The sequence below is a fragment of the Propionivibrio dicarboxylicus genome (assembly GCF_900099695.1).
In the GTDB taxonomy this organism is placed as follows: Bacteria; Pseudomonadota; Gammaproteobacteria; order Burkholderiales; family Rhodocyclaceae; genus Propionivibrio; species Propionivibrio dicarboxylicus.
The window spans coordinates 68218-86107 of sequence record NZ_FNCY01000011.1; the positions used below are offsets into that span (position 1 = coordinate 68218).

The 17890-nt window shown below is 65.1% G+C and carries 17 protein-coding genes and 4 tRNA genes; 13 read left to right on the plus strand and 8 right to left on the minus strand.

From position 1 onward, the window contains the following. Nucleotides 1-57 precede the first annotated feature (57 nt). From BLR25_RS13340 to gcvA, 6 genes are all read left to right on the plus strand, one after another. Nucleotides 58-2358: an FAD-dependent oxidoreductase gene (locus BLR25_RS13340; RefSeq protein WP_091938386.1), complete on the plus strand. Its 2301-nt coding sequence runs from the start codon at nucleotides 58-60 to the stop codon at nucleotides 2356-2358. Further along, the gene (porA, locus tag BLR25_RS21020) at nucleotides 2349-3509 is read left to right on the plus strand and encodes a pyruvate ferredoxin oxidoreductase (protein WP_176785888.1); all 1161 of its coding nucleotides are present in this window, start codon (nucleotides 2349-2351) and stop codon (nucleotides 3507-3509) included. Before BLR25_RS13340 ends, porA begins: the two co-directional genes overlap by 10 nt. Further along, a complete protein-coding gene (locus BLR25_RS13350) occupies nucleotides 3506-4435 on the plus strand; it encodes a thiamine pyrophosphate-dependent enzyme (protein WP_091938387.1) in 930 nt (309 codons plus the stop codon). The genes porA and BLR25_RS13350 overlap by 4 nt, the downstream gene beginning before the upstream one ends. 26 nt (nucleotides 4436-4461) lie before the next feature. Next, nucleotides 4462-5022 carry a helix-turn-helix domain-containing protein gene (locus BLR25_RS13355; RefSeq protein WP_091938388.1) on the plus strand — a complete coding sequence of 187 codons (561 nt, stop codon included), beginning with the start codon at nucleotides 4462-4464 and terminating at the stop codon, nucleotides 5020-5022. A gap of 92 nt (nucleotides 5023-5114) precedes the next feature. Further along, nucleotides 5115-6410 (plus strand): acetyl-CoA hydrolase/transferase family protein, encoded by a 1296-nt coding sequence (locus BLR25_RS13360; protein ID WP_091938389.1) that lies wholly within the window; start codon nucleotides 5115-5117, stop codon nucleotides 6408-6410. Nucleotides 6411-6521: 111 nt separating this feature from the next. Beyond that, nucleotides 6522-7433 carry a transcriptional regulator GcvA gene (gene gcvA / locus BLR25_RS13365; RefSeq protein WP_091938390.1) on the plus strand — a complete coding sequence of 304 codons (912 nt, stop codon included), beginning with the start codon at nucleotides 6522-6524 and terminating at the stop codon, nucleotides 7431-7433. A gap of 10 nt (nucleotides 7434-7443) precedes the next feature. Here gcvA and BLR25_RS13370 read toward each other — a convergent pair. From BLR25_RS13370 to BLR25_RS13390, 5 genes are all read right to left on the minus strand, one after another. After that, nucleotides 7444-7519: transfer RNA gene (locus tag BLR25_RS13370), tRNA-Glu, on the minus strand. 31 nt (nucleotides 7520-7550) lie between these two features. Further along, nucleotides 7551-7626, minus strand: a tRNA-Met gene (locus tag BLR25_RS13375). 49 nt (nucleotides 7627-7675) lie between these two features. After that, nucleotides 7676-7751: transfer RNA gene (locus BLR25_RS13380), tRNA-Gly, on the minus strand. Between the two features lie 8 nt (nucleotides 7752-7759). Beyond that, a tRNA-Asn gene (locus BLR25_RS13385) sits at nucleotides 7760-7835 on the minus strand. 130 nt (nucleotides 7836-7965) lie between these two features. Further along, complete coding sequence (locus BLR25_RS13390) at nucleotides 7966-8355, minus strand: VOC family protein (RefSeq protein WP_091938445.1); 390 nt, start codon at nucleotides 8353-8355, stop codon at nucleotides 7966-7968. A gap of 211 nt (nucleotides 8356-8566) precedes the next feature. Between BLR25_RS13390 and BLR25_RS21025 the strand changes: the two genes are divergently transcribed. From BLR25_RS21025 to BLR25_RS13420, 7 genes are all read left to right on the plus strand, one after another. Next, a complete protein-coding gene (locus tag BLR25_RS21025) occupies nucleotides 8567-9043 on the plus strand; it encodes a hypothetical protein (RefSeq protein WP_143009855.1) in 477 nt (158 codons plus the stop codon). Continuing rightward, nucleotides 9025-10308, plus strand: coding sequence for a CaiB/BaiF CoA transferase family protein (locus BLR25_RS13395; protein WP_091938391.1), 1284 nt, complete (start codon nucleotides 9025-9027; stop codon nucleotides 10306-10308). The genes BLR25_RS21025 and BLR25_RS13395 overlap by 19 nt, the downstream gene beginning before the upstream one ends. Then, complete coding sequence (locus BLR25_RS13400; protein ID WP_091938392.1) at nucleotides 10305-11267, plus strand: hydroxymethylglutaryl-CoA lyase; 963 nt, start codon at nucleotides 10305-10307, stop codon at nucleotides 11265-11267. Before BLR25_RS13395 ends, BLR25_RS13400 begins: the two co-directional genes overlap by 4 nt. Before the next feature lie 68 nt (nucleotides 11268-11335). Continuing rightward, nucleotides 11336-12688 (plus strand): MFS transporter, encoded by a 1353-nt coding sequence (locus tag BLR25_RS13405; protein WP_218122742.1) that lies wholly within the window; start codon nucleotides 11336-11338, stop codon nucleotides 12686-12688. Nucleotides 12689-12811: 123 nt separating this feature from the next. Continuing rightward, the gene (gene fbaA, locus BLR25_RS13410) at nucleotides 12812-13876 is read left to right on the plus strand and encodes a class II fructose-bisphosphate aldolase (RefSeq protein WP_091938393.1); all 1065 of its coding nucleotides are present in this window, start codon (nucleotides 12812-12814) and stop codon (nucleotides 13874-13876) included. A 56-nt stretch (nucleotides 13877-13932) separates the two neighbouring features. After that, a complete protein-coding gene (locus BLR25_RS21030; protein ID WP_143009856.1) occupies nucleotides 13933-14154 on the plus strand; it encodes a hypothetical protein in 222 nt (73 codons plus the stop codon). Nucleotides 14155-14293: 139 nt separating this feature from the next. Then, nucleotides 14294-14974 carry a class I SAM-dependent methyltransferase gene (locus BLR25_RS13420; protein ID WP_091938395.1) on the plus strand — a complete coding sequence of 227 codons (681 nt, stop codon included), beginning with the start codon at nucleotides 14294-14296 and terminating at the stop codon, nucleotides 14972-14974. Between the two features lie 9 nt (nucleotides 14975-14983). On the opposite strand, the gene BLR25_RS13425 is transcribed toward BLR25_RS13420, so the two are convergent. From BLR25_RS13425 to BLR25_RS13435, 3 genes are all read right to left on the minus strand, one after another. Continuing rightward, nucleotides 14984-15934: a LysR family transcriptional regulator gene (locus tag BLR25_RS13425; protein WP_091938396.1), complete on the minus strand. Its 951-nt coding sequence runs from the start codon at nucleotides 15932-15934 to the stop codon at nucleotides 14984-14986. 70 nt (nucleotides 15935-16004) lie between these two features. Further along, nucleotides 16005-16955 carry a transketolase family protein gene (locus BLR25_RS13430; RefSeq protein ID WP_091938397.1) on the minus strand — a complete coding sequence of 317 codons (951 nt, stop codon included), beginning with the start codon at nucleotides 16953-16955 and terminating at the stop codon, nucleotides 16005-16007. Between the two features lies 1 nt (nucleotide 16956). Further along, on the minus strand, nucleotides 16957-17781 hold the full coding sequence (locus BLR25_RS13435) for a transketolase (RefSeq protein WP_091938398.1): 825 nt from the start codon (nucleotides 17779-17781) through the stop codon (nucleotides 16957-16959). Between the last annotated feature and the right edge of the window lie 109 nt (nucleotides 17782-17890).

The following is a 17890-nucleotide window of genomic DNA, read 5'->3' on the forward strand; positions in this document are numbered from 1 at the left end:
CAACGGGGCGCTGTTCTTCGAGCTTTGCATAAAACCTATTGGAAGCGCGACCGACTTATGAAAAACGATTTACCACGAGAAGCTTCCGCATCCGGCCTGGAAAATCTGTCCTTGCCGCTGGAAGTACGGGTGCATGGACGCGGCGGCCAGGGCGGCGTCACCTGCGCCAAGCTGATCGCCTCGTTGTACACGCAAATGGGACTGCACGTGCAGACCTTCGGCGATTACGGCAGCGAGCGCTCCGGCGCGCCGATCCAGGCCTTTACCCGCGTCGACCGCCAGCCGATCTCGAACCGCAACAAGGTCTATCAGCCAGACCACCTGATCGTCCTCGACGAGGCGCTGATGGGGCCGCAGGTGCTGTCGGGCACGGCGGCGGGCGCGCTGCTGCTGCTCAACACCCGCTCACGCCTCGACGCCTTCGCCGGGCAATTCGAGGACTATCGCTTCGGCGCCATCGACGCCACCGCGATCGCCCGCGAGCACGGCATCGGCAGCAGTTCGGTAGTGATCATCAACACCACCATCCTCGGCGCCTACGCGCGGCTGCTCGGCGTGCCGCTGAGCGCGCTCGAAAAGGCGTATGCGTCGCTGGGCCTGAGCGGCGACCTCGCCGCCGCCGAACATGCCTACGACCAGGTGCAGATTCGCGATCCGCGCCCCGAAACAGCCGGCGCCACCGCGCGCGGCGCGACGACCTGGCAGCCGGTGCTGCCGCCGGTCCTGCCGCTGACCGAACACCACACCGATTTGCCGGCAACGCTCAAGACCGGTACCTGGAGTACCCAAGCGCCGCGCTACCGCGAGCACGCCGCGCCGTGCAACCAGGCCTGCCCGGCCGGCAATGACATCCGCGGATTCATCCAGGCGCTGAAGAACGAAGGCGCCGACGCGGCAGCACGCGTGCTGCTGCGCACGCAAGCCCTGCCCTCGGTCTGCGGCCGCGTCTGCCCGGCCCCGTGCATGCAGGGCTGCAACCGCGAGGCCTTCGACGGCGCCGTCAATATCCGCAGCCTGGAGCGCTGGATCGCCGATCACTCGGACGTCACGCTCGAACGGCAAAGCACCGACACGCCGCGCCGCTTCGCCGTCATCGGCGGCGGCCCCGCTGGCCTGAGCGCAAGCTATCAACTGGCGCGACGCGGCCACGCGGTAACCCTCTACGACGCCGGCCCCGGCCTCGGCGGCGTGCTGCGCAACGGCATCCCCGCCTACCGCCTGCCGCCGGACGTGCTGCAGCGCGATGTCGATCGCATCGTCAGTCTCGGCGTCGACACGCGCCTCAACGCCCGCCTCGACCGCGATGCGCTGGCGCGCCTGCCGGACGAGGTCGACGCGCTGCTGCTGTGCACCGGTCTCGGCCCGGCGCTGAAGCTCGGCGTCGAGGGAGAAACACTGCCCGGCGTCGAACAGGGCCTCGACTTCCTCGACCAGGCGAAACAGGGCCAGGTCACGCTGCAGGGCCGCGTCGTCGTGGTCGGCGGCGGCAACACGGCGATCGATTGTGCACGCACGGCGCTGCGTTGTGGTGCCACTTCGGTAAAACTCGTCTATCGCCGCAGCCGCGAGGAAATGCCGGCGATCGCCGAGGAAATCGACGCCGCCGAATTCGAAGGCGTGCGCCTCGTGCTGCAGCGCCAGCCGGTTGCCTTCACTGGCAACGGCAACGTCAGCGCCGTCGTGCTGGCCGAAGTCGAACCCGGCGCACCCGACGCGAGCGGACGGCGGCAGCCGGTGGTGAGCTCGCGGACCTCGACGCTCGACTGCGACACGGTCCTGCTCGCGCTCGGCCAGGGCGCCATGGCCGACGTCCTGCCGGACGACTGGCAGATCCGCAACGGACGCGTCTGGCGCGGCGACGCGGCGCTGCCGGTCTGGCTGGCCGGCGACTGCGCCAACGGCGACGGCACCGTCACCCATGCCATTGGCAACGGACGGCGGACAGCGCTGGCCGCCCTGAGCTGGCTGGAAAGTGGGTTGGACGGCGGCGTGCCAACTGGCGATAAAAACGGCGAAAACCCCGTCGCCCCGGGCCAGATCCGCTTCTCCCACTTTGACGTGGCGCCGCCGCATCGCGACAAGGAATCGCCGCCCTCGGTGCGCCGCAACAGCTTCGACGAATGCAATCACGGCCTGGCCGGGCCGGAGGAAGCCGAACGCTGCTTCTCCTGCGGGCAATGCACGCACTGCGACACCTGCCTGATCTACTGCCCGGAAGGCGTCATCGCCCGCGCCGGCGACGGCTACCGGATCGATGCCGACTACTGCAAGGGCTGCGGCATGTGCGTCGCCGAATGTCCACGCAGTGCCATGGAAATGCACGAAAAAAACAAGCAAGAGGTGAGCTCATGTCTCTGAAACTGCTGAGTGCCAATCACGGCGCCGGACTCGCCGCGACGCTCGCCGGCCGCGCCAATCGCACGGGCCGCGGCTTCTGCAGCGGGGTCTATCCGATCACCCCCTCGACCGAATGCATGGAATATCTCTGCCTGCAGGAGATCGAAAAAGGCCGCGTCGTCAAGGTCGAGAGCGAACACAGCGCCATGGCCGTCTGCATCGGCGCGGCGGCAGCCGGGGCGCGCAGCTTCACCACCACCTCGTCGAACGGCCTCGCCTACATGGCCGAAAACTGCATCGCCGCCGCCTACCTGCGCCTGCCGGTGGTGATGGCGGTCGCCAACCGGACGATCGGCCCGCCCTGGAACATCTGGGCCGATCACGGCGACGCGCTGATGCTGCGCGATCACGGCCTCATCCAGTTCTATTGCGCCGACAACCAGGAACTCTTCGACACCGTGCTGGCCGCCTTCCGGCTCGCCGAAGACCCGGCGGTGATGATGCCGGCGATGGTCTGCATGGAGGGCTTCATCCTCTCGCATACCGTCGCGCAGATCGATGTGCCCGATCAGGCGCTGGTCGATGCCTTCCTGCCGACGACGACGGTGCCGCACCGCCTCGGCGAAGCGCCGCACGCGCTGGGGCAGATCGACCTGCCGCACCAGACCGAAATGCACCGGCACCAGCATCTCTCGGCGATGAACGGCGCCGCCCGCGTCTATGCCGGCATCCAGGACGAGTTCGAGCACATCTTCGGGCGCCGGCTGGGCGACGCCGTCGTACCCTACCGCGCCGACGATGCCGAAACGCTGATCGTCTCGATGGGTACGATCGGCGCCACCGCCGAGCGCGTCGTCGACCAGCTGCGCGCCCAGGGCCAGAAGGTCGGCGCGCTGCGCGTGCGCCTCTTCCGTCCGCTGCCGAGCGAGGCCATCCGCGCCTGGTTCGCCGGTAAACAGCGCATCGCCGTGATCGACCGCGACGTCAGCCTCGGCTTCGGCGGCGTGCTCTGGGGCGAGGTCAATTCCCTCGCCGATCCGGGCACCGTGGTGCAGAGCTACCTCGCAGGACTCGGCGGCGGCGACGTCCGTCCCGAGCATATCGTCAATATGCTGGCCGATTTGCAGCCGCGCAAGAATGCCGGACACCCGGCGATGATGGAGGCCGCATGATGAACGAACCCGTATTGGGCGGCATGGCCCAGACCACGCTCGACCGCCCCGATCCCCTGCTGCGCATGGGTAACACCAACTGCGGCGGCTGCGGCCTCTCGTCGCTGATGCAGATGATGCGCCATGCGGTCGCCGACCAGCGTGTGCACCTCGTCGTCCCCGCCTGCTGCGCCGCCGTCTCGGCCGGCATCTACCCGCAGAGCACCTACGGCGTGCCGACCCTGCTGACCACCTTCGCCTCGGCCGCCGCAGCGGCCAGCGGCATCGCCACCGTCGCCCGCATGAACGGTGAGGATACCCGCGTCATCTGCCTTGCCGGCGATGGCGGCACCTATGACATCGGCTTCGCGACGCTGTCGGCGGCGGCGGATCGCAACGAGGACGTGCTCTACATCTGCTATGACAACGAAATCTACGGCAACACCGGCGGGCAGCGCTCGTCGGCGACGCCGGCCGGCGCGGTGACGAGCAACCTGTCGAGCGCCAAGCCCGAGGAAAAGAAGGACATCCTGGCGATCATGGCGGCGCATCGCGTTCCCTATGTCGCCTCGGTCTCGCTCGCCCACGCCGAGGACACCGTGCGCAAGCTGCGCCGCGCGCTCGACCTCAAGGGCTTCCGCTTCCTGCATGTGCTCTCGCCCTGCCCGACCGGCTGGAAATCGGAACCGGCGATGGGCATGGAACTGGTGCGGCTGGCGGTGCGCTCGGGGCTCTACCCGGTCATCGAGATCTTCGACGGCAAACGCTACGTGGTGAATATCGAGCCCGACTTCTCCGACGAGGCGCTGGACATGTATCTCTCGCTTCAGCTACGGTTCCAGAAATCGGGCATCAGCGCCGCCGGCCTGCGTCCGGCGATCGACCGCCATTGGCAGGAACTGCGCGCGCTCAGCGGGCGCATCGTGCCGGCCCGGCGCGTCGCCTGAACCACAGACATCGGGAGAAACGGATCATGCGCAAATACGTCGGGGAACGGATCAAGGCGCTGCGCGAGGCGCAGGACATGACATTGTCCCAGGTATGCAAACTCACCGGCATCGATGAGGACCGCCTGCAAGCCTACGAGGATGGCTCGGCGGTGCCGTCGATCGGCGCCGTCATCCAGCTGTCGCGCGTGCTCGGGTCGAAGATGGCCGGACTGCTGCACGGCGGCGCCACGGTTTCGGACTCGCTCACCATCTGCCGCTCGGGCGAATCGCTGGCGGGCGAACAGGGCGGCACCGAGCAGAGCTATTCCTACGCCTCGCTGACGCGGCCGGGCACTGTCGGCCATACGATGGAACCCTTCCTGCTGACCTTCGACCCGAATCTTCGCCAGGGCGTGCCGATCACGCACGACGGGCAGGAATTCGTCTATGTCGTCAGCGGCGCCGTCGAACTGTTCTACGACGGGCACAGTTACCGGCTCGACACCGGCGACAGCGCCTATCTCGATTCCTCGCAGCCGCACACCTTCCACGGGCTCGGCAACGAGGTCGCGAAAGTACTCGCCGTGGTCAGTTACTCAAGCTGAGCCACCGCCCTCGCCGCGCGCGCCGCAGAAGCGCCGGGCACGGCCGGAACAACGGTTCCGGCCGAACAACAGATCGAATCAGGGGATACGCCATGTCGGCACACACGCTGTATCTGGAAAAACGGACCATCGCCGCCGAAGCGGTGCGGCTCGTCCGCGACAATGATGTCATCATCGTTCCCACCGGCGTCGGCGAACCGCCGACGCTGCTGGCCGAGCTGTCCGAACAGCGCCGCAGTTTCCGCGGCGTCGAAATCGCCCAGACGCTGCCGCTGCGCAAGTTCGGTTATTTCGATCCGGACACCGCCGAACACATCCGGCATACCTCCTACTTCTTCGGCCCGGCCTCGCGTCCCGGCGGCCAGGACGGCTGGATCGACTACGTCCCGGCCTACTTCTCCGAACTGCCGGTGCTGATCGAGCGCGGTCTCAACCGCGCCGACGTGGTCTTTTCGATGGCCTCCGAGATGGACGAGCACGGCTACTTCTCGCTCAGCCTCGGCGCCGACTACACCATGGCCGCGATCGCCAAGGCGCGCGCCGTCGTGCTGGAGGTGAATCCCAACGTGCCCTATGCGCACGGCAACTGCCATGTGCATATTTCGCAAGTGACGGCGCTGATCGAGAGCGAAGACCCGATCCTCGAGGTCGGTCTGCCGAAGATCGAACCGGTCCAGGCTGCGATCGGCAAATATGTCGGCGAGCTCGTCCCCGATGGCGCCACGCTGCAGATCGGCTTCGGCGGCATCCCTGATGCGGTCGTCATGCAACTGACGGAGAAGCGCGACCTCGGCGTGCACACCGAGATGATCGGCGACGGCATCATGTCGCTGGTCGAGGCCGGCGTCGTCACCAACCGCAAGAAGAACTACCGGCCGGGAAAGATGTTCGCCACCTTCGCCCTCGGCTCGCGCAAGCTGTACCGGTTCATGCATCGCAACCCGGCGCTCGAGATGCATCCGGTCGACTTCACCAACGATCCGGCGCTGGCCGGCCGCAATGACAATCTGATCGCCATCAACGCCAGCCTGCAGGTCGATCTGATCGGGCAATGCTGCTCGGAAAGCATGGGTTTCACGCCCTATTCGGGCACCGGCGGACAGGCCGACTTCGTCCGCGCCGCCAACCGCTCGCACGGCGGCAAGGCGATCATCGTCCTGCCTTCGACGGCCAAGGGCGACACGCTCTCGCGCATCGTGCCGACCCTGACGCCCGGCGCCCATGTCACGACGACGAAGAATGACGTCAATTACGTCGTCAGCGAATACGGCGTCGCCCAGCTGCGCGGCAAAACGGCCAAGCAGCGCGCCGAGGCGCTGATCGGCATCGCCCATCCCGACTTTCGCGAGGAACTGCGCGCCGCGGCTCGGAAAATGCGGCTACTCTGAGATACCGGCCGGACGCGCCGGCGTTTGAACGAGAACACGCCCCAAGAGTTTCAGCTGGCGTAGAATCGCGGTTCATCGCGACTTTCGCGCCTGTTTGCGGGAATCCCCGGAATGTCGAAACGCCTGCCCTCGCTCAACGCCCTGCGCGTCTTTGTCGTGGTCGCCCGCCACGGCGGCGTCTCGCGCGCCTCCGAGGTGCTCAACCTGACGCACAGCGCCGTCAGCCACCAGATCCGCATCCTCCAGGAAGAGCTCGGCATCACCTTGTTCGACAAGGCCGGGCGCGGCCTCAGCCTGACCACCGAGGGCAGCCGCTTCGCCCAGCGCGTCGAAGCGGCCTTCAACGAGATCGAGGACGCCGCCCACGAGGTCTGCACGAGTCAGCACCGGCACCTGCGCGTCGGCACCATCTCGTCCTTCGCCGCCTGCTGGCTGCTGCCGCGGATCGGCGACTTCATCTCGTCCTGCCCGGATATCGACGTCGACGTGCAGTCGACCAACACGCCGACCGTCCTCACCCACCTCGACGCCGATGTCTCGATCGGCTTCGGCACCGGCCCGTATCCCGGCGTCTTCAGCGAACTGCTCCTGCGCGACTGGCTTTTCCCGGTCTGTTCGCCGGAATTCGCGCGCCAGTACGACCTGCACGACCATGCCTGGTTCGACGGCGTGCCGCTGATGCATTCGTCCTACGAGCCGTGGTCGCTGTGGTTCGCCGCCGCGGGGATTACAGCGAAGGAACCGGAACGCGGCATCATGTTCGACAACTCGGCGCTGATTCTGCAGGCGGCGATCAAGGGACAGGGACTCGGACTCGTCCGCCATTCGCTGGCGCACGACGATCTCGTCGCCGGACGCCTGGTGCGGCCGTTCAGCGCCGTCGTCGAGTCGCCGATGTCATATTATTTCCTGTGCCGGATGGACAAGCTGGAGACGCCGCCGGTGACGCGATTCCGGCAATGGATCAAGGAACAGGTGGCGGCATTCCCGACGCACGTGGATCGGGCGCTCGGTAGCGCGTAACGAAGTATTGTGGCGTCCCCACGGGGATTCGAACCCCGGTACCAACCGTGAAAGGGTTGTGTCCTAGGCCTCTAGACGATGGGGACCCGGAACCGATAAGCGCCAACGACAATGTCGTGGTTGCGGGGGCAGGACTTGAACCTGCGACCTTCGGGTTATGAGCCCGACGAGCTGCCAACTGCTCCACCCCGCGCCCGATAAAGCGCTTGTTTCGCTGAATGCCAGACATCAGCGAATGAAACTGGAGCGGGAGACGAGTCTCGAACTCGCGACCTCAACCTTGGCAAGGTTGCGCTCTACCAACTGAGCTACTCCCGCAGATACTTTGGCTCCTCGACCTGGGCTCGAACCAGGGACCTACGGATTAACAGTCCGGCGCTCTACCGACTGAGCTATCGAGGAACAGGCTGCGCATTATATCGGCTGAAATTTCTTTCGCAAGCCCAATCCGCATTTTTATGCAAAGAATGCGTCTTCTTGCCGGCGCCGCTGCGCTCGCCCGCCCTCCGCCAGGCATGCCTGGCGTGCGCGATCAGTAGTTGGAAATCTCGATGAGATTGTTGTCCGGGTCGCGGAAATAGATCGACAGGATCGGCCCGACCGCGCCGGTACGCTGGATCGGCCCCTCGATGATCGTGATGCCGCGACTTTCCAGCGTCTTCTTGAGTGCGTCGACGGGAATCTTCGAAATGAAGCAGATGTCGATCGCCCCCGGCGTCGGCGACGCGGCTTTCGGCTCGAACTCCTTGCCCTTCTCGTGGAGATTGATCTTCTGCTTGCCGAAGGTCAGCGCCTTGCGGCCGGCGCCGAAGGTCTCCACCCCCATCCCGATGCGCGAATAGAACTCGACCGTCCGGTCGATGCTGGCGACGGTGAAGACGATGTGATCGACACTGTCGATGATGCTTTGGTCATTAGCCATGGCTTGGTCGGCTCCTGCAGGCGCGGCATGGATCGCCGCAGAGAAAAATACGAGTAACAGACTCAGGACGCGTGCGGCGATACATTTCAGCATAATTCCTCCCGTCGATGTTCGTGTTGCGATGTGCGTGTTGACACGGCCATGCCGGCCGGCGACCGGCAAACGGCAAACGGCATCGGCAGTCTGTTGCAGCCGAATCGCGCCTGTCCATTTGCAAATACGCACGCTCGCCTATCCGATTCGCGAAGGCGCATACCGACGGCGCAAAAAAACGGGCGACCTGCGTCGCCCTGAAATGCCCTGCAGAGAAATTTTAAAAACGCCACCTGCATTTCCCCTCGCCGGCGACCACATCGAAAGCAGAGTATGCAAAACGCCGGCACGCCGGTCCATTCGCGAAATCGGACGGTGCGCTTCGCCATTTGCAAACGCATCGGCAGACAAGCCGCCGTCCCTCGACGGACAGATTCCGCCGGCGCAGCAATGCCAAAAGCATCGACAGAAGGGTCTTCAAAACGCCATCGCACGCAACGGCGAGACGACGGAATGGCGCCATCGCCGGCCTTCGCAAAACGCGAATCGCAGCGACCGTAATGAGCAATGGACGCTGCCTGGTCGCACGACCACACTTCAGAACCGCAGCAACACCTCAGCCAAGGAATATCAACCATGGACAACGCAAGCATGAAAGACAACGCGTCGACCCACGGCCCCCTGGCGGGCCTGAAAGTCGTCGAGATGGGGCAACTCATTGCCGGTCCCTTCGCCTGCAAGACGCTGGGCGATTTCGGTGCCGACATCATCAAGATCGAACCGCCGAGTACCGAATCCAGTCTGGGCGGCGACCCGCTGCGCCGCTGGCGGATGCTCAAGGACGGCACTTCCGTCTGGTGGCAGGTTCAATCGCGCAACAAGCGCTCGCTGGCGCTGAACCTGAAGGACCCGGAAGCGCAGGAAGTCGTGCGCGCACTGGCCCGCGAAGCCGATGTGCTGATCGAGAATTTCCGGCCGGGAACGCTCGAAGAATGGGGCCTCGGCCCGGATCGCCTGATGGAAATCAATCCGTCGCTGATCATCCTGCGCATCAGTGGCTATGGCCAGACCGGACCGTATCGCGACCGTCCCGGTTTTGGCGTCGTCGCCGAAGCCATGGGCGGCCTGCGTCACCTGACCGCCGAACCCGGCCGGGTGCCGGTGCGCGTCGGCGTCAGCATTGGCGATACGCTGGCGTCATTGCATGGCGTCATCGGCATCCTGATCGCCCTGCAGCACCGGAGCAAGACGGTGAGCGAGAAGCTTCCGCGCGGCGAAGGACAGGTCATCGATGTCGCGCTCTACGAGGCCGTGTTCAACTGCATGGAAAGCCTGCTGCCGGAATACAGTGCCTTCGGCGCCGTGCGCGGCCCCGCCGGCAGCGCCCTGCCGGGCATCGCACCAACCAATGCCTACCGCTGCAAGGACGACGCCTACGCCCTCATCGCCGGTAATGGCGACAGCATTTTCCGGCGCCTGATGAAGCTGATCGGCCGCGACGACCTCGGCAACGACCCGGCGCTCGCCGACAACGCCGGCCGTGTCGCCCGCGTCGCCGAACTCGACAAGGCCATCGGCGACTGGAGCATCCAGCACAGCGTCGAGGAAGTGCTGACGGCGCTCGACGACGCCAAGGTCCCGGCCGGCAAGATCTATTCGATCGCCGACATTGCCGCCGACCCGCATTACCAGGCGCGCGGCATGCTCGAAAACGTCGACATGGACGACGGCAGCGTTCTGGCCGTTCCCGGCATCGTGCCGAAGCTGCTCGGCACGCCCGGATCGCTGCGGACCAAGGCGCCGACACTCGGACAGCATAGCGCCGACATTCTCGGCGAACTCGGCTATTCCCCCGAATCGATCCGGGCGATGGCGGCAAAGGGCGTGATCGGCGGCATCGCCAGCGGAGACAGATCATGACACGACTGTATTTCAACGAAGTGGCGACGCGCGACGGCTTCCAGAACGAGTGCAACTTCATCCCGACCGGAACCAAGGTCGAACTGATCGACGAATTGAGCCTGTGCGGCTATGCCAAGATCGAGGTGAGCTCCTTCACCTCGCCCAAGGCGATCCCGATGCTGCGCGATGCCGACGAGGTGATGCACCGGATCAAGCGCGTCGCCGGCGTCGAATACACCGTCCTGGTACCGAACATGCGCGGCGCCGAACGGGCGATGCTCGCCCAGGCCGACGAACTGAATCTCGTCATGTCGGTCTCCGAGACGCACAACCTCTCCAACCTGCGGATGCCGCGCGCCAACAGCTTCTCGGTGCTCGCCGAGGTCATCCGCGAAGTCGATGGCAAGACGCCGATCAACGTCTCGCTGTCGTGCTGCTTCGGCTGTCCGATGGAGGGGAATGTCGCCGAGGCCGACGTCCTCGCCTATGCAAAACGCTTCGCCGATCTCGGCGTCCGCGGCATCACGATCTGCGACACCACCGGCATGGCGCACCCGGCCCAGGTCAGCCGGATGGTGGCGGGTTTTCAGCAGGCCTTCGACGCCGCCTTCCCGGCGCTGCAACTGACCCTCCATTTCCATAACACCCGCGGCATGGGACTCGCCAACGTCCTGGCAGCGGTGCAGGGCGGCGTCACCCGTTTCGACGCGTCGCTCGGCGGCCTCGGCGGATGCCCGTATGCACCGGGCGCGAGCGGCAACATCGCCAGCGAGGAAGCGATTCACATGCTGCAGGCATCGGGCCACGACACCGGCATCGACATCGACCGCCTGATGAAGATCGCCCGACAGCTGCCCCACATCGTCTCGCACGACGTGCCGAGCCAGCTCGTCAAATCCGGCCTCATCGGCGACCTGCATCCGGTGCCGGAATACGTCCGCGAACTCAGAAAGCACTACGAGGGCAGCGCCGGCTGATACAGGGATCGCCGATGCAGGCACGCCGCTCATTCGCGGCAATCAAATAACAAACGAGGAGAGTCAAAATGAATGGCAATGAACTGGCAATTGGCAGCACCGCCAAGGCAAGAACGAGTTGGTACCGATGGATCGTCATGCTCCTGATATTCGTCGTCTACACCATCGCCTACGCCGACCGCTCGAATCTCGGCGTGGCGCTGCCCTTCATCAAGAAGGAGTTCGCGCTCAGCAACACCGAGGCCGGCGCGCTCGTCAGCCTGCTGTTTTTCGGCTATGCGGTGGCACAGATCCCGGCCGGGCTGATCTACAAGAAGTTCAAGGTCAGGAGCGTGTTCCCGCTGGCAATGATCATGACCTCGATCTTCACCGGCCTGCAGGGCCTGACGTCGTCGGTCTTCATGCTCAAACTCTACCGGGTCGGACTCGGCATTTCGGAAGGACCGTTGCCGATCGGTTGCCTGCAGACGATCAACCACTGGTTCCCGCCGAAGGAAAAAGGGACCGCCACCGGGATCTATCTGGCGGCTTCGAAATTCGGCGCGGTGATCGCCCCGCCGATCGGCGTCTTCATCATCAGTATGTGGGGCTGGCGCGAAGTCTTCTTCGCCTTCGCCATTCCCGGCATCATCCTGAGCGTGGTCTGGTATCTGTCGGTCAAGAACACGCCGGAAGAGAGCGCCATGGTTTCGCCGGCCGAGCTTGAATACATCCGCGCCGAACAGGCCGTCGCCGTCGCCGCCGACCGGCCGGCGAAGCCGAAGCGCGACCTCGCCTGGCTCGACCGGCTGATTCGCGCCAAACAGGTCAAGCTCGTCGACACCAGCGCCGGCATCTGGCGCTCCTGGAACATCATCGGCAACGCGCTTGGCTATTTCTTCATGGTCGGCATCGTCAATGTCATCATGTCCTGGATTCCGACCTACCTGGTCAGCGAAAAGGGGTTCGCCACGATGAAGATGGGATTCGTCTCGGCCGCCCCCTTCGTCGGCGCCGTCGCCGGCAACTTCATCGGCGGCCTGATCTCCGACCGCCTCCTCGACAAGCGCCGCAAGCCGCTGATGCTGCTGACGGCGCTGTGCACCTCGGTGATGATGTACAGCCTGGTGTATGCGCCGAACGACGCCATCACGCTCTCGGCGCTGTTGTTCATGGCCGGCTTCCTGCTCAGCATCGGCTACTCGGCGTTCTCGGTCTATGCGATGGGCGCGACGACCAAGGAGGTCTATCCGGTCGCCTACGGGCTCGTCAACACCGGCGGTCAATTGGGCGGCGCCGTCGCCCCGCTGGTCGTCGGCATGATCCTCGACGCCTTCAACTGGAATGTCGTCTTCATGGCCCTGGCCGCCTCGTCGATCCTGACCCTGCTGATCATCGCGACGATCGACGAACCGATGAACGAGATACAGGCGGGCAAATAACGCCCCCGCCGCCCGCGTGCCGCCCCCCGGCATGCGGGCCCGAAGAAATCCGGCACCGACGCCGTCCCGGATGGTACATTGTCATGATAACCATCCTTTAAAACGTCAAGAGAGAGAAAACCCATGAAAACCAAAAGCGGCGTCATCGCCGGAGACGACTTGCAGGCGCTGTTCGCCTTTGCCAAAGCCAAGCAGTTCGCCCTGCCGGCGGTCAATGTGATCAACACCAGCACGGTCAATGCCGTCATGGAAACCGCGGCCGAACTGCAGTCGCCCGCCGTCATCCAGTTTTCCAACGGCGGCGCCCAGTTCTATGCCGGCAAGGCCCTCAACAATGACGGGCAGCGCGCCTGCGTCGCCGGCGCCGTGTCGGCAGCCCACCATATCCACGCGCTCGCCGGCATGTACGGCGCCACCATCGTCCTGCACACCGACCACGCGGCCAAGAAACTCCTGCCCTGGATCGACGGCCTGCTCGACGCCGGCGAAGCCTTCTACCAGGCCAACGGCAAGCCGCTGTTCAGCTCGCACATGCTCGACCTGTCGGAAGAATCGCTCGAAGAGAACATCGAGATCTGCGAACGCTATCTCGCCCGCATGAGCCGCATCGGCATGACCCTCGAACTCGAACTCGGCGTCACCGGCGGCGAGGAAGACGGCGTGGACAACAGCGGCGTCGACAGCGCCAAGCTCTACACGCAGCCGGAGGACGTGGCGCTGGCCTACGAGCGCCTGTCGAAGATCAGCCCGAACTTCACGATCGCCGCCTCGTTCGGCAACGTCCACGGCGTCTACAAGCCCGGCAACGTCAAGCTGCAACCGATCATCCTGAAGAATTCGCAGGACTTCATCCAGCAGAAATTCGCCACCCCGGCCCAACCCGTCAACTTCGTCTTCCACGGCGGTTCGGGATCGACGCTCGAAGAAATCCGCGAGGCGATCTCCTACGGCGTCATCAAGATGAACATCGACACCGATACGCAGTGGGCATTCTGGGACGGCGTCCGCGGCTTCTACAAGAAGAACGAAGGCTACCTGCAGGGCCAGATCGGCAACCCGGAAGGCGAGGACAAGCCGAACAAGAAGTACTACGATCCGCGCGCCTGGCTGCGCAAAGGCGAGGAATCGTTCAAGGCGCGTCTCAAGCAGGCCTTCACCGACCTCAACAACATCGGCACACTGGCCTGACCGGGCCGTCGGCGGCGAACGGCGGGGTGGGGAATCCTTCATTCAGCGAGAAATCCATGAGCAGCGATCCTCATCACCGCAAAGTCGTCGGGCAGTTCGGGCCGAACGCCGCCGCCTATCTGACCAGCGCCGTACACGCCGCCGGCGCCGATCTTGACCGCATGGCCGAGATCGTCGGCCGGCGCCCGTGCCCACGGGCGCTCGTTAGAGCCTATTTCGGCAGGGATCGTGGGCCGCGCCGTTTCGTTGCGGGAGGCAGCGCAAGGCGTGGGCGATGAAGTGGAGTTATTCTCCACGAATCGGCCGCAACGTAGCGATGCGCCCGCAACGAATCGGCCCTTCGGGTTGTCGATACGGGCGGCGTCTGCGGCGTTGCTCCGCTTGCACATGGAATAACCATGCGCTGCGCCTCGCGCCTTGCATCCATCCGCCCGTATCGACAACGCGGCTCGCGAGCCCTGCCGAAATAGGCTCTCAGGTTGCGGCGGCGGACACGTCAGTTTCCGCCTGGCGAAGCTGGCCGGAACGGTGACGGCCTACGACCTGTCCGAGGACATGCTCGCGGTGGTCGCCGCCGAAGCCGCGCGACGCGGCCTCAACAACATCGACACCGTGCGCGGCGCCGCCGAAGCCCTCGACTTCGCGCCGGCCAGTTTCGATGCGGTCGTCAGCCGCTACAGCGCGCACCACTGGCAGCACCTGGCCAGCGGCATCAAGGAAGCCCGCCGCGTCTTGAAGGACGACGGCATCGCCATCTTCATCGACGTCATCGCGCCGGAGCTGACGCTCTATGACACCTGGCTGCAATCGGTCGAACTGCTGCGCGATCCGTCGCATGTCCGCGACATGACGCTGTCGGAGTGGAAACGGGTCATCGAAGCGGCCGGCATGGCGATCGAAGAAACCGTCGTCGGGCGCCTGCGGCTGGCTTTCGACCCTTGGATCGAGCGCCTCAAGACGCCGCTGTCCCACGTCGTCGCCATCCGTTCCCTGCAGCACGGCGCCGACAGCAACGTCGCCCGGCATTTCGACATCGAGGACGATGGCAGCTTTACGGTCGATACGGCGCTGATCGTGGCGCGGCCGGTGCCGGCGTAAAGCACCCGCTCAGGGCGCTGCCGCGGCAGGACCTTGCCCGGCCTCCGACAAGGCCGACTCGGCGAGGAAATTGACGAAGTCGAGGATGCCCGGGTCTTCCTCGTTCTGACCGACGGCGATCAGCAAATTGCGCTGCCCCCAGGCGTCGCCGAGCGGTCGCCAGGCGAGCTGCAGGCTCTTGATCAGCGGCTGCGTTGCGCCCTTGGGCAGGAGCGCGATCCCGAGCCCGGCCGCGACCATATGACACACCGCTTCGAAGCTGCGTAACTGCATGCGGATCTTGAGCGGGCGATTGACCGCCAGGGCGGCCGCCCGCTGCTTCTGCAGGGACGCCGCGCCGGCGGACAGGCAGATCTGTTCCTCATCGAGGGTATCGACGAAAAACAAGGGCTTTTTCGAGCGCGCCAGGGGATGCCCCTTGGGCAGGACGAAGATCAATTCATCCGAGCGGAAAGAGCGGACGCTCATGTCGCTGACGTCGGGCCCTTCGACGAAGACCGCGACATCGGTCCGGCCTTCCCGCAAGGACGCGACGACGAGCTCGGAGACCATCTCCTCGACGTCGATGCGGACGTTCGGATGCAACTCGGCATGACGGGCGAGCAAGGGCGGCAGGTACTCGGTGATCGCCGCACTCGACGAATGCAGGCGGATATGACGGGCAATCCCCTGTTGCAGATCGGCGAGTTCGGCACCGATCTCGTCCATCGTATGGAGCAGCGCCAGGCCGTGCTTGACGAACACCCGGCCCGCCGCGGTCGGCAGCAGGCCCTTGGTATGACGAACGAACAGCGGGCTATCCACTGCGTTTTCGAGTTCGCGGATGCGCCGGCTCGCCGCCGCCAGGGCCAGATGCGTTTCTCTCGCCGCGGCGGTCAGGCTGCCGGTCTGGGCGCAGGCGACGGCTAGCCGGACGGACACCAGGTCAAACCTGGCGAGGTTATAAGCAGTCGTCCTCATGCGTGTGTCCCTCCGGCCCGATCACAGGAATCGCCCTGTCGCCCATTTGTATGCAGTTCGGCGGACGAGGTCAATCCCCGCGCTTGCGCTTCAGCACCCGCTTTGCCGCGTCGACAAAGTCCTTCGCCTTCAAGTTGTAGGCCACCGCCAGTTCCTCCGGCAGGCCACATTCCAGGAAGGTATCGACGATACCGACCATTTCGACGGGGACGGGAACCGTGCTCACCAGCGTTTCGGCGACCGCGCCGCCGAGTCCGCCGGCAAGCTGCGCTTCATCGACGGTCACGATCGCGCCGGTCTCCTTCGCCGCGGCGAGGACCGCCGCCGCGTCGAGCGGCTTGACCGTATGCATGTTGATGACGCGGGCCGACACGCCTTCGGCGGCAAGCTGATCGTGGGCGAGCAGGGCCTCGTGCAGCAGCGGTCCGGCGGCGATGATCGTCACGTCCTCGCCGGGCTTCATGACGATCGCCTTGCCGATCTCGAACGGGTCGTCTTCGCGGGTGAACACCGGCGTCGCCTCGCGGGCAAAGCGCAGGTAGCACGGCCCGTGCATGCTCGCGGCGGCGATCGTCGCCTTCTTCGCCTCAATGGCGTCGCAGGGCAGGATGACCGTCATGTTCGGCAGCACGCGCATGACCGCGACATCTTCCAGCGACTGGTGCGTGGCGCCGTCGCCGCCGGCCGAGATACCGCCATGGGCGCCGGCGATCTTGACGTTCAGATTGGAGTAGCACACGGTCGTGCGGATCTGGTCCCAGGCGCGCCCGGCGACGAACACCGCATAGGTCGTCGCGAACGGCACCTTGCCGCCCAGCGACAAGCCCGCCGCCGTGCCGATCATGTCCTGCTCGGCGATGCCGATGTCAAAAAACCGTTCCGGGTACTTGGCCTGGAACCAGTCGGTACGTGTCGATTTGGCCAGATCGGCGTCGAGCACGACCACCTCCGGACGGGTCGCGCCCAGCTCCACCAGTCCGTTGCCATAACCATCCCGCGTCGGCAGCATCTTCAAGCTCATCTCAGTGTCCCTTCCCGTAAATATCCGCCAGCGCCAGTGCCATCTCGTCCCGGTTGCAGGGCTTGCCATGCCAGCCGGCGACGTTCTCCATGAACGAGACGCCCTTGCCCTTGATCGTCCGCATCAGGATCACCGAGGGCTTGCCGCGCGTCTGCCGCGCTTCGTCGTAGGCGGCCAGCATTTTCGCGACGTCGTGGCCATCGACTTCGATCACATGCCAGTTGAAGGCACGCCACTTGTCGGCCAGCGGCGCGATGCCCATGACCTTCTCCACCTCGCCGTCGATCTGCAAGCCGTTGTAATCGACGATGGCGCAGACGTTGTCGAGCTTGTAGTGGGCGGCGGTCATGATGGCTTCCCAGACCTGGCCTTCCTGCAGTTCGCCGTCGCCGAGCAGGCAATAGGCGCGATAGGGCTTGCGATCGAGCCGGGCCGACAGCGCAAAGCCATTGGCGACCGACAGCCCCTGCCCCAGCGACCCGCTGGAGACCTCGATGCCGGGCAGCGTCTTGCACGAGGGATGCCCCTGCAGGCGCGTGCCGAGCTTGCGCAGCGTCAGCAACTCTTCGACGGGGAAATAGCCGGTGCGCGCCATCGTCGCATAGACGACCGGGCAGACATGCCCCTTGGACAGGAAGAAACGGTCGCGATCAGCCCAGGCCGGATCGGCCGGGCGATGGTTCATTACATTGCAATACAGGGTGACCATCGCTTCGACAGCCGACAGACTTCCGCCCGGATGCCCGGAGCCCGCCGCGTTCGTCATTCGCACGATATCGGCACGGACGTCCTTGCATATCTCCTTGAGGCGTTCGACACTTTCCATACAGTTCCCTTTCTTGACTATCGAGCCGGTCAGAACTCACCAACAGGCATCCGCGCCCGGGCAGCAATCCACGGCGCCCGGGCGATACCCTGATGAGGCGCTACTGTGC

Excerpts from the sequence above, each read along its gene's own strand:
- BLR25_RS13350 (WP_091938387.1), top strand. The coding sequence starts at position 3,506 with ATGATGAACGAACCCGTATTGGGCGGCATGGCCCAGACCACGCTCGAC.
- BLR25_RS13395 (WP_091938391.1), top strand. The coding sequence starts at position 9,025 with ATGGACAACGCAAGCATGAAAGACAACGCGTCGACCCACGGCCCCCTG.
- BLR25_RS13435 (WP_091938398.1), bottom strand. The coding sequence starts at position 17,781 with ATGGAAAGTGTCGAACGCCTCAAGGAGATATGCAAGGACGTCCGTGCC.
- BLR25_RS13405 (WP_218122742.1), top strand. The coding sequence starts at position 11,336 with ATGAATGGCAATGAACTGGCAATTGGCAGCACCGCCAAGGCAAGAACG.
- BLR25_RS13430 (WP_091938397.1), bottom strand. The coding sequence starts at position 16,955 with ATGAGCTTGAAGATGCTGCCGACGCGGGATGGTTATGGCAACGGACTG.
- BLR25_RS21030 (WP_143009856.1), top strand. The coding sequence starts at position 13,933 with ATGAGCAGCGATCCTCATCACCGCAAAGTCGTCGGGCAGTTCGGGCCG.
- BLR25_RS13390 (WP_091938445.1), bottom strand. The coding sequence starts at position 8,355 with ATGGCTAATGACCAAAGCATCATCGACAGTGTCGATCACATCGTCTTC.
- porA (WP_176785888.1), top strand. The coding sequence starts at position 2,349 with ATGTCTCTGAAACTGCTGAGTGCCAATCACGGCGCCGGACTCGCCGCG.
- gcvA (WP_091938390.1), top strand. The coding sequence starts at position 6,522 with ATGTCGAAACGCCTGCCCTCGCTCAACGCCCTGCGCGTCTTTGTCGTG.
- BLR25_RS13360 (WP_091938389.1), top strand. The coding sequence starts at position 5,115 with ATGTCGGCACACACGCTGTATCTGGAAAAACGGACCATCGCCGCCGAA.
- BLR25_RS13355 (WP_091938388.1), top strand. The coding sequence starts at position 4,462 with ATGCGCAAATACGTCGGGGAACGGATCAAGGCGCTGCGCGAGGCGCAG.
- fbaA (WP_091938393.1), top strand. The coding sequence starts at position 12,812 with ATGAAAACCAAAAGCGGCGTCATCGCCGGAGACGACTTGCAGGCGCTG.
- BLR25_RS13340 (WP_091938386.1), top strand. The coding sequence starts at position 58 with ATGAAAAACGATTTACCACGAGAAGCTTCCGCATCCGGCCTGGAAAAT.
- BLR25_RS13400 (WP_091938392.1), top strand. The coding sequence starts at position 10,305 with ATGACACGACTGTATTTCAACGAAGTGGCGACGCGCGACGGCTTCCAG.
- BLR25_RS13425 (WP_091938396.1), bottom strand. The coding sequence starts at position 15,934 with ATGAGGACGACTGCTTATAACCTCGCCAGGTTTGACCTGGTGTCCGTC.